General features: G+C 63.5%; 12 protein-coding genes. 3 read left to right on the top strand and 9 right to left on the bottom strand.

The features are described from left to right. Positions 1–3 precede the first annotated feature (3 nt). The 5 genes from ACGK9R_RS05950 to ACGK9R_RS05930 form a co-directional block, all read right to left on the bottom strand. A complete protein-coding gene (locus ACGK9R_RS05950) occupies positions 4–1,197 on the bottom strand; it encodes an acyl-CoA dehydrogenase family protein (RefSeq protein WP_394579250.1) in 1,194 nt (397 codons plus the stop codon). Next, positions 1,194–2,612 (bottom strand): enoyl-CoA hydratase/isomerase family protein, encoded by a 1,419-nt coding sequence (locus tag ACGK9R_RS05945; RefSeq protein ID WP_394579248.1) that lies wholly within the window; start codon positions 2,610–2,612, stop codon positions 1,194–1,196. Before ACGK9R_RS05945 ends, ACGK9R_RS05950 begins: the two co-directional genes overlap by 4 nt. Positions 2,613–2,864: 252 nt before the next feature. Then, a complete protein-coding gene (locus ACGK9R_RS05940; protein WP_394579245.1) occupies positions 2,865–4,871 on the bottom strand; it encodes a TRAP transporter permease in 2,007 nt (668 codons plus the stop codon). A 48-nt stretch (positions 4,872–4,919) separates the two neighbouring features. Next, the gene (locus ACGK9R_RS05935) at positions 4,920–6,080 is read right to left on the bottom strand and encodes a TAXI family TRAP transporter solute-binding subunit (protein ID WP_394579242.1); all 1,161 of its coding nucleotides are present in this window, start codon (positions 6,078–6,080) and stop codon (positions 4,920–4,922) included. Positions 6,081–6,300: 220 nt separating this feature from the next. Continuing rightward, on the bottom strand, positions 6,301–8,001 hold the full coding sequence (locus ACGK9R_RS05930; protein ID WP_394579239.1) for a SulP family inorganic anion transporter: 1,701 nt from the start codon (positions 7,999–8,001) through the stop codon (positions 6,301–6,303). 204 nt (positions 8,002–8,205) lie between these two features. Here ACGK9R_RS05930 and ACGK9R_RS05925 point away from each other — a divergent pair, with 204 nt between their 5' ends. Next, on the top strand, positions 8,206–9,849 hold the full coding sequence (locus ACGK9R_RS05925; RefSeq protein WP_394579236.1) for a methyl-accepting chemotaxis protein: 1,644 nt from the start codon (positions 8,206–8,208) through the stop codon (positions 9,847–9,849). On the opposite strand, the gene rarD is transcribed toward ACGK9R_RS05925, so the two are convergent. Beyond that, positions 9,829–10,728 (bottom strand): EamA family transporter RarD, encoded by a 900-nt coding sequence (gene rarD / locus ACGK9R_RS05920; RefSeq protein ID WP_394579233.1) that lies wholly within the window; start codon positions 10,726–10,728, stop codon positions 9,829–9,831. The two genes, ACGK9R_RS05925 and rarD, sit on opposite strands and share 21 nt — an antisense overlap. Positions 10,729–10,799: 71 nt before the next feature. On the opposite strand from rarD, the gene ACGK9R_RS05915 reads away from it, so the two are divergent. Both ACGK9R_RS05915 and ACGK9R_RS05910 read left to right on the top strand, forming a co-directional pair. Then, entirely contained in the window at positions 10,800–11,615 is an 816-nt protein-coding gene (locus ACGK9R_RS05915) for an amidohydrolase (protein WP_394579230.1), read from the top strand. Continuing rightward, positions 11,615–12,319: a pseudouridine synthase gene (locus tag ACGK9R_RS05910; RefSeq protein WP_394579228.1), complete on the top strand. Its 705-nt coding sequence runs from the start codon at positions 11,615–11,617 to the stop codon at positions 12,317–12,319. The genes ACGK9R_RS05915 and ACGK9R_RS05910 overlap by 1 nt, the downstream gene beginning before the upstream one ends. 173 nt (positions 12,320–12,492) lie before the next feature. On the opposite strand, the gene ACGK9R_RS05905 is transcribed toward ACGK9R_RS05910, so the two are convergent. From ACGK9R_RS05905 to ACGK9R_RS05895, 3 genes are read right to left on the bottom strand one after another with little or no spacing between them, the layout of a single operon-like run. After that, positions 12,493–14,082, bottom strand: coding sequence for an ABC transporter ATP-binding protein (locus tag ACGK9R_RS05905; RefSeq protein ID WP_394579225.1), 1,590 nt, complete (start codon positions 14,080–14,082; stop codon positions 12,493–12,495). After that, complete coding sequence (locus tag ACGK9R_RS05900; RefSeq protein WP_394579222.1) at positions 14,075–15,148, bottom strand: ABC transporter permease; 1,074 nt, start codon at positions 15,146–15,148, stop codon at positions 14,075–14,077. Before ACGK9R_RS05900 ends, ACGK9R_RS05905 begins: the two co-directional genes overlap by 8 nt. Before the next feature lie 3 nt (positions 15,149–15,151). After that, positions 15,152–16,225 (bottom strand): microcin C ABC transporter permease YejB, encoded by a 1,074-nt coding sequence (locus ACGK9R_RS05895; protein ID WP_394579220.1) that lies wholly within the window; start codon positions 16,223–16,225, stop codon positions 15,152–15,154. Between the last annotated feature and the right edge of the window lie 6 nt (positions 16,226–16,231).

The raw sequence follows: 16,231 nt of genomic DNA, 5'->3' as shown, positions 1-16,231 counted from the left end.
CCCTTACATGCCTAGAATGGTCTTGGCGACGATGCCTTTTTGTATCTCGTTGGCGCCGCCGTAGATCGAGAGTTTGCGCCGATTGAAATACTGGGCGCTTGCCGCCGCGCTGGCAGCATGGGCCTCGTCCAGCGGCTCGTCGCCATAGAGAAACTCGGGAAAGAACGCCACCGCGGCGGGGCCCAGCGCGCGCCGGGTCAGCTCGCTCAGTTCCTGGCGAAGCTCCGAGCCGCGCACTTTCAATAGCGAGCTTTCGGCCCCCGGCGCGCCGCCGTCACGCGCGGCGGCGATCACGCGCAGATTGGTCACCTCCAGCGCCATGAGTTCCAGCTCGGCCTTGACCACGCGCAGGCGAAAGCTCGGCTGTTCGAGCAGCGGCTTGCCGCGATGCTCGATGCGACCGGCCAGTGACTTCAAATGGCGAAGCGCCTGCTTGGCATGGCCGAGCCCGGCGATGCCGGTGCGCTCGTGGGTGAGCAGGAATTTGGCGCAGGTCCAGCCCTGGCCCTCTTCGCCCAACCGGTTTTCGACCGGCACGCGCACGTTGTCCAGAAAGACTTCGTTGACCTCATGGGCGCCGTCGAGCGTCACGATCGGGCGCACCGTGATGCCCGGTGTCTGCATGTCGATCAGCAAAAAGCTGATACCGGCCTGCTTTTTGGCGACTGGGTCGGTGCGCACCAGGCAAAACAGCATGTTGGCGTGCTGGCCAAGCGTAGTCCAGGTCTTCTGGCCATTGACCACATAGTGATCACCCTCACGCACCGCGCGGGTGGTCAAACTTGCCAGGTCCGACCCGGCGCCGGGCTCGGAGTAGCCCTGGCACCACCAGTCGCGGTTATCGAGAATGCGCGGCAGGTAGCGGTTTTTCTGTTCGTCGGTACCGAATTTCATGATGACCGGCGCCACCATGTTGACGCCGAAGGGAACGACGGTCGGAGCGTGGGCAGCGGCGCACTCTTCATCGAAAATGTGGCGCTGTACCGGGCCCCAGCCCGGGCCGCCGTGTTCGACGGGCCAGTTGGCGGCCAGCCACCCCTGACGGCTCAGAATGTTCTGCCAGCGCAGATGGTCATCGGCGCGCAGGTGACGGCCCAGGCGCACGCGCTGGCGAATGTCGTCGGGAAGCGATTCGGCGAGAAACTCGCGCACCTCGTCACGAAAACGCTGCTCTTCGGCGGTGAAAGTCAGGTTCATGATGATGACTCCTGGCGGCTCAGCGTGGCCTGACGGTGAGGGCCGCCGAGCGCGCGCGGGTAATCGAGCGCCTCGACGGCCAAAAGGTCGATGTCGGCCGGGCGGAAACACTCGCCGCGCTCGGCGATGCCCGGGCTTGCGATCTCCAGCGCGGCCTGTTGCTCACTCTCTGATGCGTTCTCTAGAGCGGTTTTGAGCGTGGCCAATATGCTTTGACGGCGGCTTACGACCACGTTGATGCGCAGCGCCTTGAGCGTCAGCGCGGCGCGCTGGTGGGCAAGCGCATCATCGTCATGGTCGACCAGCTCATGAAAGGCGCCGGTATCGGCGAGGATCAGGCCAAGCCCGGTATCAAGGTGGTCATCCTGAACGCTTCGAAGCATGACGCAAACGGCGCCAGGCGGGCAGGTGTCGCTTTCGGCGTTAGGGGCGATCAGACAGAGCTCGGTATGAGCGTTCGGCGCGTCCAAAAGGGCGATGTTGGCGCGGGAAGCGGCTTTCGAAAGTGCTTCGAACAACGGATGTTCGCCGATGAGCGCCACGCGCTCGAAGGGAGTGGCGCCTTCAACGCCGCTGACCAAATGGGGGCTGCGCGCGGCGAAGAACAGATGAATCAAACCGGCGCGCTGCGGTGAATCCATGCAGGCCAAAAATAGCTCGCGTTCACGCTTGAGTCCTTGCTCGAGCGTGTTCGAGGTGGTACAGGCCTCGATGGCTTCGACGATGCGAAAGGGCGAGAAGAGATCGGGTGTTTCGCTTTGCAGCCGTTCTCGAGTCGCCGCGACGGCCGCCGGATTCGCTTTAGGGGGCGCCAGCTCGCCGGTGACGCGCGGCGCGATATGCCCGGCCACGACGTTGCGCGCCGCGGCGAGGCCCGCTTCCAGCGGCGTTTGGGCATCGCTTTTGGCATCGATGATCCCCGCCTCGAGCGCTTCGGCGGTGTCGACGAAACGCCCGCTGGTGATGATATCCAGCGCGAGTTCAACGCCGGTCAGTCGCGGCAGGCGTTGGGTGCCGCCGGCACCGGGCAGAAGCCCGAGCTTGACCTCTGGCAGACCGACGCGGGTGCCTTCGAGAACCACCCGGTAGTGGCAGGCCAGCGCTACTTCGAGCCCGCCGCCCAGCGCCGTGCCGTGGAGTACGGCGATCAGCGGTTTGGGGCTGGCCTCCAGCTCGTTGACCACATCGGGGAGCACCGGCGGATGAGAGGGTTTGCCGAATTCGCGAATGTCCGCTCCGGCAATGAAGGTGCGCCCGCTGGCCAATAGCACCAGCGCTTGGGTCTGCGGGTCATTGATGCCTTTCTCGAGCGCATCGATCAGGCCGCGGCGCACGGCGTGGCCCAGAGCATTGACGGGTGGGTTGTCGATTTCAATGACGCCTATATCGCCGTGGCGCTGGTAGGAAACGGTCATGGCTGTCTCGTTTGGGTGAGCTCGCTTTGGATAATAAGAAGCGCCTGATCGGGCGAATATTCCCTATTCGCTGAGGGCGCTCGGTTCGTCAGCTTGAAAGATCGGATTCGTGTTGGCCCTCTCCTGCACACTTCGACGCTGCTCCATCCAGCCTTCGATGAAGGCTTGCCCAGAGTGCGGCGATAGCTGGCGATCGAAGAGTCGTGTGCATCATGAGTACCTTTTAGCCGTTGTCATGAATTTCGTTGCCTATCAGACGGGCTGAGGCGCAATTTTACGTTTGCGCTGACTTAGCCTGGCGAGAAGAACGCCGGGCACGAGTGCGGCGAGCGCAAGGCCGATGAGCTCGAGTTGGCTCAGCGGTACCATGCCGCCGCCGGGTAGCGCGAGAAGGAGCCCGGCGAGCAGTACCAAAGCGCGAATGACGCTCTCCTGCACCACTCCATAGCCCAACCGGCCCACGCCGATCAGATAACCCTGCATGGCGGAGGCGAACAGCACGATGCCGATGAGCGCTTGGACGAACACGGCCAGGATCAGAAGCGGTGCGCCCTGCATGATCAGCGCCGGGTTGAGCACGAACAGAAAGGGAATGAAATAGATCACGCTGCCCAGGCGCATGGCTTGAAGGCCCGTGGCCATGGGGCGGGCGCCGGCCACCGTGGCGGCGGCGAACGCGCCGAGCGCGACCGGCGGGGTGATGAAGCTCAGCATGCCCCAGTAGAGAATGAACATGTGTACCGCCATGGGGTCCAGCCCGCCGCCCTGGATCAGCGCCGGGGCCAGCGCCACGGCGAGGAAGATATAGGCCGCGGTCACGGTCATGCCGATACCCAGTACGAAGCTGGTGACCGCCCCCATGATCAACAGAAGCGGCACGCTGCCGCCGGCGATATTGATGAAGTCGTTGGCGATGGTGCCGGAAAGCCCCGTCATGGAGAGCGCGCCCACCAGCATGCCGACGCCGGCGAGGATCGCGATCAGCTCGGCGAAGAGTTTGGCCGCCGACGAGAGCGTGTCGCCCACATCCTGCCAGCCCCAGCGGTTGTTCTTCGAGAGCTGGTTGAGTACCAGCAAAAGCGCGGTGGCGTAGAACGGCGCAACGGCCTCGCGCTGCATCACCAGCAGCATCCAGACCAGCAGGGCGAAGACGAAAATGAAATACCAGCCCTCTTTCAGCGTCTGCTTCAAGGAGGGAAGCTCTACCTCGGGCAGGCCCTTGATATCGTTGCGCGCGGCGTAAGCATCGATCTGGATGAACAGCCCCAGAAAGTAGAGAATCGAGGGGATCACCGCCGCCAGCGCCACCGCCGAGTAGGGAATATCCAGAAACATCGCCATGACGAAGGCGGTCGCGCCCATCACCGGCGGCATGAGAACGCCGCCGGTCGAGGCGCAGGCTTCCACGCCGCCGGCGAACGAACGGCTCATGCCGATACGCCGCATCGCCGGGATCGAGAGCACGCCGGTGGTCAAGACGTTGCTGATCACGCTGCCGCTCATCGACCCCATCAGCCCGCTCGAAAAGATGGAGACCTTGGCCGGGCCGCCGCGTACGTGGCCCAGAAGGGCAAAGGCGAGGTTGATGAAAAACTTGCCGCCACCGCTTTTTTGCAGCACCACGCCGAACACCAGAAAGCCGATGACCAGCCCCGCGAAGGCTTGAAGTGGTACGCCCATGATGCTTTCGGTGCTCATGGTATGATACATCGCGGTCTGCTCGAGCGTCGAGGGAAACGCCTGGATCGGGCCGGGCACCTTATCCGCCACCAGCGGGTAGAGTGAAAAAACGCCGGCGATGATGGCGATGGGTAAGCCCCCGGCGCGGCGCGCCGCCTCGATGATCAACACCCAATAGGCGTAGCTTGCGTAGATCGCGAGATCCGGGGCGGAGAACGCCCAGCCTCGCTCGAGTATGGGAACGGCGTTATAGACGAAGTAGCCGCCCACCAATAGCGTGATGGCGCTGAGCAGGTAGTCGTACCAGGGAATGGGAAGCTCCTGGCGGCGCGCGCTCAGGGGCCAGAGCAGAAACACCAGCGGTAGCAACAGCGCCACCACGGCGTAATAAAACTGGGTTTCCAGCCCGGTCACGAAGGTCAAAAGCCCCGTGTTGAACAAGTAATCCAGCGTCATCAGCATCAGGATGACGGTGACCGCGGCGGGTATCCAGCGAAGCGCAGCGGGTAGCTCACGAATCTGGCTGATTCTCTCTTTGACCTGCGTACTCTGTTCGGCAGGACGAGTCTCGGTGGTCATGGGGCGTTCCATCCATCAGCAGGGGCGGCGGGCGCCGCCCCGGGCGAATCACTCGAAGATCGGTTCGAAACCGGCGTCGCTCAGCGCGCTCGCGCGTGCGCTCATCCACTCGGTGGTGAAGGCGTCGTCATCCTCGGGCGCATCCTGCATGAACGCCTCCCAGGCCTCGAGCAAGACGTTCTGGCGCTCGACCAACTGGTCCTGATGGGCCTGTAGCTCATCGTTCCACACGCCGGTTTCGCGGTAGTACTCGACCACCGCGTCATGAAACGGCACTACCCATTCGAGATCCTGAAACTCAAGCGCGTAGCCGTTGGCGCCGGGCGCGTTATCCTTGTAGTCGTCGTAATTCTCCTGCAGCGCGCGGATCAACCCGTAGGCGACGTTGTCTTCCAAATCCTGATTGGCGACCACGATGGGGTACGGGTAGCTGGCGCTCGCCAGCGGGTTGTCGGCGCTAATGTCACCGGCGCCGGCGGTGACTTCGTGGGGGCGGAAATAGGGCGCGACGGCGGCCATGCGCTCCCAGCCCGCTTCATCATTGGGGTCCAGCACCGGCCAACTGATGCCACGGGGGCTGCTGGCCAACTGCTGGGCGGGCGGTGTCACGGTGGTGGTGAACGATGCATCGACATCGCCTGCGATGATGCCATCGAAAGAGCGCGCATAACCGGGGTAATCCACCCGCTCTACGTCATCCCAGGTGAGCCCGCCGAAGGCGAGATATGCCTCGGTGCCCTTGTTGAGCGCGTCGTCACCGCGAATGTAGGCGATACGCTTGCCCGCCAGATCCGCCGGTGTCTCGACGTCCAGATCGCCCGCCACTGCAAGCGATAGCCCGAACGAGGCGGTCGAGGTCGTGATCACCCGAATCGGCTGCGGGCCCCAATCGCGGTCGGCGAACATCATCACGCCTTCCGCACCGTAGTAGCTCGCGATGCCGCAGGCGCAGAGATCGACGCGACCCTGTTTGAGCGGTGTCATTCTGGATACGTCATTGTCACCCGGCAGTACCCGAACCGACGAGCCGTACTCGTTTTGCAACATATTGCCAATCGCTACGGCCTGGGCGTAACCGCTGGAGTTGGTGCCGTAGGCCGTCCAGGCCATCGTAGAGGGCAGGTCAACCTCATTGGCTTGAGCGGCGCCGACAGCCACGAGAGAGCAGGGAACAATAGCAATGAGTAGGCGTTGGGTGAGTGAGCGCATGGGCGTGCTCCTTTGTTGTGGTTGTAAAGGCTGCAGTTATTGAATTTTACATATTGTTACTCAGTGTTCCGCTATGCGGACTACTGTTTTGCATTTATTCAGCTGATAGTAGAGAAGCGCCGCAACAAATGTCAATCACGACGCACTAGACGCCAAGAAGTGGAAATATTGGATACAAAAAAAGTCAGGCGGGGCCTGACTTTCAGTGCGTAAAGAAGGGTCAATAGAATTCGCGCCAGGCGGCGTAGGTGCTCAGGAACACGCGCCCGGTGAGCGCGTCGAGAAAATCGCTCTGCTTGAGCCGATCCATCACCGGCCCCTTGACTTCGGAAAGATGAAGTCTGACATCGGAGTCTTTCAGGCGCGCGTTGATGGCGTCCAGGCTCTCGAGTGCCGAGGCATCGATGAGGTTCACCGCCGAGCAGATCAGCACCACGTGCTCTATTTCCGGGCGGCTCGCGACCAGATTGTAGACGGTGTCTTCCAGATAGCGCGCATTGGCGAAGTAGAGGCTTTCATCGATGCGCAGCAGCGCGGCGTTTTTCGGCGCTTCGACGTCGTGGCGCTCGACGTTGCGAAAGTGTTCGGTGTCCGGCACGCGGCCGACCAGCGCGCTGTGCGGGCGGCTGGTGCGGTAGAGAAACAGCGCAAGCGACAGTGTCACACCGCCGATAATACCCGCCTCGACGCCTTCGACCAGGGTGAGCACGATGGTCAACGCCATGGCCGCGAAGTCGCTTCGCGAGTAGCGCCAGGTCTGGCGTAGCATGGGGATATCCACCAGGGTCAGAATCGACACCGTGATGGTGGCGGCAAGCGTGGCGATCGGCAGATAAAACAGCCAGCCGGTGAAAAACAGCGTGACCAGCGCGATGCCGAGCGCGGCGAAGGCGCCGGCGGCGGGGGTCTGGGCGCCGGCGTCGAAGTTGATCACGGTGCGCGAAAGCCCACCGGTGACCGGCATGCCGCTGGTGACACCGGCGGCCAGGTTGGCCGCGCCCAGTCCCACCAGCTCCTGGTTGGGTGAGATGCGCTGGCGCCGCTTGGCGGCGAGCATCTGCCCCATCGACACCGACTCGACGAAGCCGACCAGGCTGATCAAAAGCGCCGGGATGAATAGCGCTTTCCACAGCGCCGCGTCGGCGAGCGGGAAACTCAAGCCCGGAAGCCCGGCGGGAATTGCCCCCACCACCGCCACGCCGCGCTCGGCAAGCTGCCAGTACCAGCAGGCGAGCGTGGTAAGGAGCACGGCGAACACCGGCCCCGCCTTGGTCAATAGATCCCCCAGCGCCTCAGGTAGCCCGATGGCGCCAAAAAGAGCTCGGCCAAAGCGGCGCATGGCGATCAGAAACGCCAGCGTGCCAAGACCAATGGCCAGCGTATAAGGGTTGATCGTCGCCAGATTGGGAGTCAGCGTCAGCGCGCGCTCGATGAGAGTGAAACCGCTGCTATCGATGCCCAACAGGCTTCCCAGCTGGCTGGCGGCGATCAGAATCCCCGAGGCGGTCAGAAACCCGGAGATCACCGGATGGCTCAGGAAGTTGCTGAAAAAGCCCATGCGCAGCGCGCCCAAGCCCACCAGTATCAGCCCCGAGAGCAGCGAAAGCACCAGCGCCGCCTCGATATAGGCCGGCGAGCCCGGCTCGGCAATCGAGGAAAGTGCGGCGCCGGTCATTAGCGCGATGATCGCCACCGGCCCGACCGCCAGGGTGCGACTGGTCCCCATCAGGGTATACAGAAGCTGCGGCAGGATACTGGCGTAGAGCCCCACCACCGCGGGTAAACCCGCCAGCAGGGCGTAGGCGAGCGACTGCGGAATGACCATGACGGTCACGATCAGCCCCGCCAGCGCGTCGGCGCTGAAGAGGCCCCGATGGTAGTGGGGCAGCCAGGTCAGAATGGGAAAGTAGCGCTTGAACATGGGAAACGAAGGCTTTTGTAAATGTGAGTCGCCTCTAATAGTAGCGCGTTCGATCTAACCTTAGAGCATTCCTGGAAAAAAACCGGAGTCTTCTCCCAAAGTGTTACTTCCTCGGCGCTGATCACGGGGTAATCTCGTGGAGACCGGCTGACTGATCTTGAGCGTCGCCCCGCGCCCATCTCTCGCCTCAAAAGAGGAATCTGCATGCAGCTACTTCGATGGTTGACGTCCTTCGCGCTGATGGCGCTCGCGTTCTACGCGCTGACCTTGCAAGGGGCTCTTGTTAATGCCGCGCCGCTGCTGGGCGGCGTCAGTGGCGCGCTTTTTGTGCTGGGGCTGATCGAGCGTGTGTACCGCCACCAGGGCGGTGAAGCAGCGCAGGCGAGAGGTGTGAGGGCGCTTACGGACTACGCCTTGCTCAAGGCGATGGCCTATCGCTTGATGGGGCGTGCCAGCAGCACCGCGATTGCCACGGCGCAGGTGTCGCACTTCGCCGATTCGATGGATCGGCGACTGGTGAATCAGGAGCGCATGGCCAGGGACTCTGCCGCGAGCATGGCCGCCATCAACGCCGCGATTCTACAGGTCAGCGCCAGTGCCAGCCGGGTCGCCGAACGGGCCGAACAGGCACGGCTCACCAGCCGCCACCACCAGGCGAATCTTTCGACCATCGTTTCGGACATGAACGACGTAACGCTACGCTCAGACGAAGCGCTCGGGATGCTCGATGCGCTCAACGATCGCATCGAACGGGTGCGCAGCGTTACGTCGATGATCGAGGGTATCGCCGAGCAGACGCATCTTCTGTCGCTCAATGCCTCGATCGAGGCCGCCCGAGCAGGCGAGCACGGCCGCGGCTTCGCTGTCGTCGCCGAAGAGGTGCGAACTCTTGCGCAGAAGACCTCGACGGCCACGCAAAGCGTCGACGAGCTGGTGCACGACATGCACGTTAGCGGTCAGAGCGTGGTCGCAACCATGAACGAGCTGATGGCGCGTGTGCGCGAGCGCTCGAAAGAAGTCCAGGCCGTCGGTGCCGGGCTCGAGGAGAGTACGCAGGAGTTCGATCACGTGGGCCAGGAGATTCAGGCGGTCGCGGGGGCGATGGAGAGCACCCGTACGCACAGCCAAACGGTGACCGAAACGCTTTCCCAGCTCGAGCGCGACGTGGACGAGGGCCAGCGCGACATGCACGATTTGGCGAGCCAGGCGCGGGATCTGATGGCCGCCGCGGAAGGCGTCGACGGCGAGCTCGCCCAGCAGCGCCTCTACGGCCGTCATCAGCGGATATTCAGCGCGGCCCGAAGGGTGGCCGATCAGATCGAGCGCCGCTTCGAAGCGGCCATTAAACGGGGCGAGCTCAGCCAGCAGGCGCTGTTCGAGCCCGACTATCGCCCGGTGCCCGATACCCAGCCGACGCTTTACCGAACCGGCTTCGATACCTTCACCGACGCACATCTGCCGGCGCTACAGGAGCCGCTGCTGGCGGACCTTGGCCTCAACTACGCCATTGCCTGCGATCGCAACGGCTACGTACCGACCCACAACGCCGCGGTCAGCCAGGCACCGACCGGGGATCCGGCGTTCGATTTGAAATATTGCCGCAGCAAGCGAATCTTCGACGACCCCACCGGCCGGCGCTGCGGCGCGCATACCCAAACGCTGTTACTGCAGACCTACCGGCGCGACACCGGAGAAATCATGCACGATTTATCGGTGCCGATTTTCATCAACGGTAAGCACTGGGGCGGCTTTCGTGTCGGCTACCCGCCGGAGCGACCCCATACCAAACCGGCCCCGGAGCGCGATGCCCCCGTGGCGGGCGCCCTTTCAAGCCCCGCGCGGGCGTGACTGCCAGGAGGACCAGGAGTAGAGCGCAAGCCCCAGCCAGATCATGAGAAAAGTGATCAGCTGCACGGTGCCCAGCGGTTCGCCGAAGATGAACAGCGCGATCAGAAACTGGATGGTCGGATTGATGTACATCAAAAAGCCCAGCGTCGACAGGCGTAGCCGTCTCGCGGCGCCGGCAAAGGCCAGAAGCGGCAGGGCGGTCGCCACCCCGCTGCTAATCAGCAGTGCGCTTATCGGTACGTCGACCAGAAAGTGTGAAACGTCCTGGGCGGTGAACCAGCCAAGTGCCAATAGCGCCATCGGAAACAGCAGCAGCGTTTCGACGAATAGCCCGGAGAGGCCGTCGAGCGCCACCTGCTTGCGAAAGAGCCCGTAGCTTCCGAACGTTAACGCCAGCAGCAGGCTTATCCAGGGCAGCTCGCCGAGCGTCGCGAGCTGAATCAGTATTGCCGCGCTCGCCAGCCCCAGTGCGGCCAGCTGCGGTTTGGCCATCGTTTCGCGCAGCACCAGTACGCCGAGCGCGACGTTGACCAGCGGCGTCAAAAAGTAGCCAAGGCTTGCCTGCAGTACCTGGCGGCTTTCGACGGCGTAAATATAGAGCCCCCAGTTGGTTGCGATCAGTATCGCGCAGATCAATACCCGCCCCAGTCGCTTGGGCGCTTTCAAAGCGGCGATCACCGGTGCCCAACGCTTGAGCAGCGTAATCACCCCGACCAGGAACAGACACGACCAGAGGATGCGGTGAATCAGCACCTCTGGTGCGGGCACGCCTTCAAATAGCGCGAAGTAGAGCGGAAAGCAGCCCCACATGACGTAGGCGGTCAGCCCGAAGCTAACGCCCTTGACGGCTTCCGGGTCGCGAACAGGCGGGGATTGCATAGCAGCCTCATGAATGAAAAATGCTAATCTATCACACAATATCCCCATACACCGGTAGAAAGGAGAGCCTCATGGCCGAGCTTAAAACGAGCCTGGTGCAGTGCGATTTGCGCTGGGAGAACCCGCAAGCGAACCACGAGCATCTAAACGCGCTGCTGGGCGAACTCGACGGGCGCGAGACCGACCTGATCGTGCTGCCGGAGATGTTCGCCACCGGCTTCACCATGAACTCCCGCGAGATGGCCCAGCCCATGGCGCAAAGCGAAAGCGTGGCTTGGCTTCTGGACCAGGCGAAGGCGCGCGGCTGCGTGATCACCGGGAGCGTGGCGATCAAGGAGGACGGTAAGTACTACAACCGCATGATCTGGGCGACGCCGGACGGCGAAATTCAGCACTACGACAAGCGTCACCTGTTTCGCATGGCCGGCGAACACGAGCGTTACGGCATGGGCCGTGAGCGCAAGCTCGTCGAGCTCAAGGGTTTCAGGATCCTGCTCAGCGTCTGCTACGACCTGCGTTTTCCGGTCTGGTCGCGTCAGCAGCCGGATGAAGGCGAGCACTTCGAGTACGACGCGCTTTTATGCGTGGCCAACTGGCCGGCGCCGCGGCGCAACCCCTGGCGCACACTGCTTCAGGCCCGGGCGGTGGAGAACCTGAGCTACGTCATCGGCGTCAACCGCGTGGGCGAAGACGCCAAGGGCCTTGCCTACAGCGGCGATTCGATGCTCGTCGACTTCAAAGGCGAGGCGCTCATCGACCGGCCTGCCAACACTCCCTTCATCGAAACCGGCACGCTCGATAAAGCCGCGCTTGACGATTTTCGCGAGAAGTTTCCCGCCTGGCAGGACGCCGACCGTTTCGAGCTGTTGCCGGGGGTAGGGCAGTAATGCGTCTGGACCGTTTTCTCAGTGAAACCACTGAGCTGACCCGAAGCCTGGCCAAGCGCGCGCTCAAGAACGGCGAGGTGACGCTCAACGGCGAGCCGGTCAAGCAGGCGGCGCTGCACGTCGATACCGAGCAGGACCAGGTGCACTTGAACGGCGAACGCCTGGCGCTGGTCGGGCTTCGCTATGTGATGCTGCACAAACCCACTGAGGTAGAGTGCACAGCCCGCCGCGGGCTCTACCCGCGGGCGATCGATCTTGTCGACCTGCCGCATGCGGATCGCCTGCAGCCGGTGGGGCGCCTGGATGTGGATACCACCGGGCTTTTGCTTTTGACCGACGACGGCCAGTGGCTGCACCGCATCACCTCGCCCAAACACCGCTGTGCCAAGGTGTACCTCGCCGAGCTAGCGGAGCCTTTGGAGGGCGCGCACGCCGAGCGCGCGATCGCACAGTTCGAAGAGGGCATTCTGCTCGAAGACGACGACACACCCACGGCGCCGGCAACACTCGAGCTGCTGGCGCCGACCCGGGCGCGGCTGACGATTACGGAAGGGCGTTACCACCAGGTCAAGCGCATGTTCGGGGCGCTGGGCAATCGCGTTGTGTCGCTACACCGCCACTCGATCGGCCCCATTGCGCTACCGGATACGCTGGCGCCGGGTGAGTGGCGCGAGCTGACGCCCGAGGAGATCGCCCGGTTTTGATCCCGCATAATCGGCGCCACGAGGCGCCGGTTTACACTTGAGCTTCCCAGCGCACAAGTGCGCTGCAGCCTGCAAAAAAAATTATACCGTTATCTTGTTATTGTTGGGTTAAGTGGACATTCCAGAGTTTGGAGACTCGAGCCAAGGATTCACATGGGGAGGGCGCCGCCGCGCTAGCGCGGCGCCTCGAGCTGAGCCGCCTCGATCAGCGCGCGGGTGTAGGGGTGGCGGGGCGCGGCCAGGACTTCGAGGCACGGGCCCTGCTCGACCACTTCGCCCTCCTTCAACACCATCACCCGGTGCGCCATGGCGCGCACCACTGCCAGGTCGTGGCTGATGAACAAATAGCTCAGCCCGCGCCTGGCCTGCAGTTCGCGCAGAAGGGTAATCAGCTGCTTTTGCACCGTGCGATCCAGCGCCGAAGTGGGCTCGTCGAGCACCAAAAGCTCCGGCTCGAGAATGATCGCCCGGGCCACCGCGATGCGCTGGCGCTGGCCGCCGGAGAACTCGTGAGGGTAGCGCGCCGCGCAGCTTTCCGGCAGGCCCACCTCCTTGAGCGTTTGCGCCACCCGCGAAGCAACTTCGTCCTTGGATAGCGCCGGGTAGTGAAACCGCAGCCCTTCGCTGACGATATCGAACACCGGCATGCGCGGCGATAGCGCCCCGAACGGATCCTGAAATACCATCTGCAGACGGCGGCGCTGGCGGCGCAGGTGCTTGCCGGTCAGTGTACCCAGAGGTGTGTCACCGAGCGTGATCTCGCCCTGGCTTGGCACCAGGCGCATGATCGCCGAGGCGAGCGTGGTCTTGCCTGAGCCGGACTCGCCGACCACGCCGAGCGTCTCCCCCGGGGCGATCTGCAAATCGGTCGGCTTGACCGCCTCGAAAGCGAGGCGTTTGCGTTTGAAGAGCCCGGCGGCGGGGCGCTCGAAGCGCACGCTGAGCCCGTGGGCGCGCAGCAGCGGCGCGGTGTCGCTGATCTCGCTCGGGCGCCCAGTCGGCTCGGCGTCGATCAGCGCCCGGGTATAGGCGCTCTGGGGGTGCGCGAAAACCGACTCGACCGGGCCGATCTCCTCGACGCGGCCGCTTTTCATCACGCAGACGCGCTCGGCGAAGCGGCGCACCAGGTTCAAATCGTGGGTGATGAAGAGCACGGCCATGCCGACCTCGTCACGCAGCGACGTCAAAAGCGCCAGAATCTCCTGCTGCACCGTGACGTCCAGCGCCGTGGTCGGCTCGTCGGCGATCAATAGCGCCGGGTTGTTGGCGATCGCCATGGCGATCATCACGCGCTGGCGCTGGCCGCCGGAGAGCTGGTGTGGCCAAACATCGAGAAGCTCCTCGGGACGGGGCAGTTTGACCTGTTCGAGAAGCTCGAGGGCGCGGCGGCGAAGGGCCTGGCCGCTCAGGCCCTGGTGCAGGCGCAAGGTTTCGCCCAGCTGTTTGCCGATGCGGTGCAGCGGGTTCAGCGAGGTCATCGGCTCCTGGAAGACGAAGCCGATTTGACCGCCGCGAAGCCCGCTCCACTGGCGCGCGCTGAGCCCATTGAGATCCTTGCCTTCGAGCCAGCGCCCGCCGCTGACCCGGGCGTTGGCCGGGAGCAGGTCGATCGCGCCCAGCGCCGAGACCGACTTGCCGGAGCCGGATTCGCCGACGATGGCCAGGGTCTCGCCGCGCTGCACTTCGAGCGAAAGGCCTTCCACCACCGGCTGGCCGTCGAAGGCCACACCCAGCTGATCGAGACGAAAAAGCGGCTCAGGCATGCGAGGCTCCCGGTGTGGCGGTGGCAGGGCGGCTGACGTGGCGTGGGTCGAACGCGTCCCTGAGCCCTTCGCCGATGAAGACCAGAAGCGAGAGCATGATCGCCAGCGTCATGAACGCGGTGATGCCAAGCCACGGGGCGTGGAGGTTGTTCTTGCCCTGGGCGGCGAGCTCGCCAAGCGAGGGTGCGCCCGGCGGCAGGCCGAAGCCGAGAAAATCCAGCGCGGTCAGCGTGCCGATCGCCCCGGTGAACAGAAACGGAATGAAGGTGAGAGTCGCGACCATGGCGTTGGGCAGTACGTGGCGCCACATGATCAGCCTCGATGGCAGGCCCATGGCTTTGGCGGCGCGCACGTACTCCAGATTGCGCGCGCGCAGAAACTCGGCGCGCACGATATCGACCAGCCCCAGCCAGGAAAACAGCAGCATGATGCCCAGAAGCCACCAGAACCCGGGCTGCACGAAACTTGCCAGAATGATCAGCAGAAACAGCACCGGCAGGCCCGACCAGATCTCGGTGATACGCTGACCGATCAGATCCACCTTGCCGCCGAAGTAGCCCTGCACGCCGCCGGCGAGCACGCCCATCACGATGGAGCCTGCGGTCAGCACCAGCGCAAACGCCACGGAAAGCCTAAAGCCGTAGATCACCCGAGCGAGCACGTCGCGGCCCTGGTCGTCGGTACCCAGCCAGTGGCGGGCGTCCGGCGGCGCCGGCGAGGGCCGGCTCATCTGCATGTCGAGCGTCTGGTAGGAGAACGGAATCAAGGGCCACAGCGCCCAGCCGTGCTCCTCGATCTGTTCGATGATGAACGGGTCGAGGTAGTCGGTGCGGGTGGGCAGAAAGCCGCCGAACTCGGTTTCCGGGTAGTCGACCAGCATCGGCGCATACCACTGGCCGTCGAACTGCATGATTAGCGGCTTGTCGTTGGCGATCAGCTCGGCGGCGAGGCTCAAGACGAACAGCAAGCCGAAGATCCAGAGCGACACGCGGGCGCGACGATTGGCGCGAAACGCCGCCAGGCGGCGCCGGGTGATCGGGGATAGCCGGGAAGACAAAGCGGTCATGGTTCAGGACTCCCGGGTCGCGAAGTCGATCCGTGGATCGACCCAGACATAGGTCAAATCGGATACGAGCTTCAAAATCAGCCCGATGACGGTATAGAGAAACAGCGTGCCGAAAATCACCGGGTAGTCGCGCTGCATCACCGCCTCGAAGCCAAGAAGCCCAAGCCCGTCCAGCGAAAAGATCACCTCGATCAGCAGCGCCCCGGTAAAGAAGATGCCGATCAATGCCGCGGGAAGCCCGGCGATGATGATCAGCATGGCGTTACGGAACACGTGGCCGTAAAGGATGCGATTTTCGCTTGCGCCCTTGGCGCGAGCGGTGAGCACGTACTGTTTGTGGATCTCATCGAGAAAGCTGTTCTTGGTCAGCATGGTGAGCGTGGCGAAGCTGCCGATGGCGGTCGCGGTCACCGGCAGCGCGATATGCCAGAAGTAATCCTTGATCTTGCCAAGTGTTGTGAGCTCGTCGAAGTTGGGCGAGGTCAGGCCACGTAGCGGGAACCAGTCCAGGTAGCTGCCGCCGGCGAACACCACGATCAGCAGAATCGCGAACAGAAAGGCGGGGATGGCATAGCCCACGATCACCAGCCCCGAGCTCCAGACGTCGAAGCGCGAGCCGTGGTGCAGCGCCTTGCGAATGCCCAGCGGGATCGAGATCAAATAGACCAGTAGCGTCGACCAGAGCCCGAGGGAGATCGACACCGGCAGCCGCTCGATCATTAAATCCACCACCGGGCGGTCGCGAAAGAAGCTGGTGCCGAAGTCAAGGCGCGCGTAATCCCATAGCATGGTGAAAAAGCGCTCGTGGGCGGGCTTGTCGAAGCCGAACTGCTCCTCGAGCTGCTCGATGAAGCGCGGGTCGATCCCCCGCGCGCCGCGCGAATCGTCGCTGATCTGAATGTCGGCGCCGCCCATGTCCAGGCGCGTGCTGGCCATGGCGTTGGCGCCTTCGATACGCGCGAGCATTTGATCGATCGGTCCGCCCGGGGCGGCCTGAACGATGATGAAGTTGAGCAGCATGATCCCCAGCAGGGTGGGAATCATCAACAGCAGTCGGCGAAGTGTATAGCGGGCCACAGGGCG

Source organism: Halomonas sp. HNIBRBA4712 (assembly GCF_043558675.1).
GTDB lineage: Bacteria > Pseudomonadota > Gammaproteobacteria > Pseudomonadales > Halomonadaceae > Vreelandella.
The sequence above is the reverse complement of the archived record's forward strand: the minus strand, read 5'-3'. Positions and strand labels throughout refer to the sequence as shown.

Coding starts and splice junctions, on each gene's coding strand:
- ACGK9R_RS05905 (WP_394579225.1), bottom strand. CDS start 14,082: ATGCCTGAGCCGCTTTTTCGTCTCGATCAGCTGGGTGTGGCCTTCGAC.
- ACGK9R_RS05945 (WP_394579248.1), bottom strand. CDS start 2,612: ATGACCGTTTCCTACCAGCGCCACGGCGATATAGGCGTCATTGAAATC.
- ACGK9R_RS05950 (WP_394579250.1), bottom strand. CDS start 1,197: ATGAACCTGACTTTCACCGCCGAAGAGCAGCGTTTTCGTGACGAGGTG.
- ACGK9R_RS05940 (WP_394579245.1), bottom strand. CDS start 4,871: ATGACCACCGAGACTCGTCCTGCCGAACAGAGTACGCAGGTCAAAGAG.
- ACGK9R_RS05925 (WP_394579236.1), top strand. CDS start 8,206: ATGCAGCTACTTCGATGGTTGACGTCCTTCGCGCTGATGGCGCTCGCG.
- ACGK9R_RS05910 (WP_394579228.1), top strand. CDS start 11,615: ATGCGTCTGGACCGTTTTCTCAGTGAAACCACTGAGCTGACCCGAAGC.
- ACGK9R_RS05915 (WP_394579230.1), top strand. CDS start 10,800: ATGGCCGAGCTTAAAACGAGCCTGGTGCAGTGCGATTTGCGCTGGGAG.
- ACGK9R_RS05935 (WP_394579242.1), bottom strand. CDS start 6,080: ATGCGCTCACTCACCCAACGCCTACTCATTGCTATTGTTCCCTGCTCT.
- ACGK9R_RS05900 (WP_394579222.1), bottom strand. CDS start 15,148: ATGACCGCTTTGTCTTCCCGGCTATCCCCGATCACCCGGCGCCGCCTG.
- ACGK9R_RS05930 (WP_394579239.1), bottom strand. CDS start 8,001: ATGTTCAAGCGCTACTTTCCCATTCTGACCTGGCTGCCCCACTACCAT.
- rarD (WP_394579233.1), bottom strand. CDS start 10,728: ATGCAATCCCCGCCTGTTCGCGACCCGGAAGCCGTCAAGGGCGTTAGC.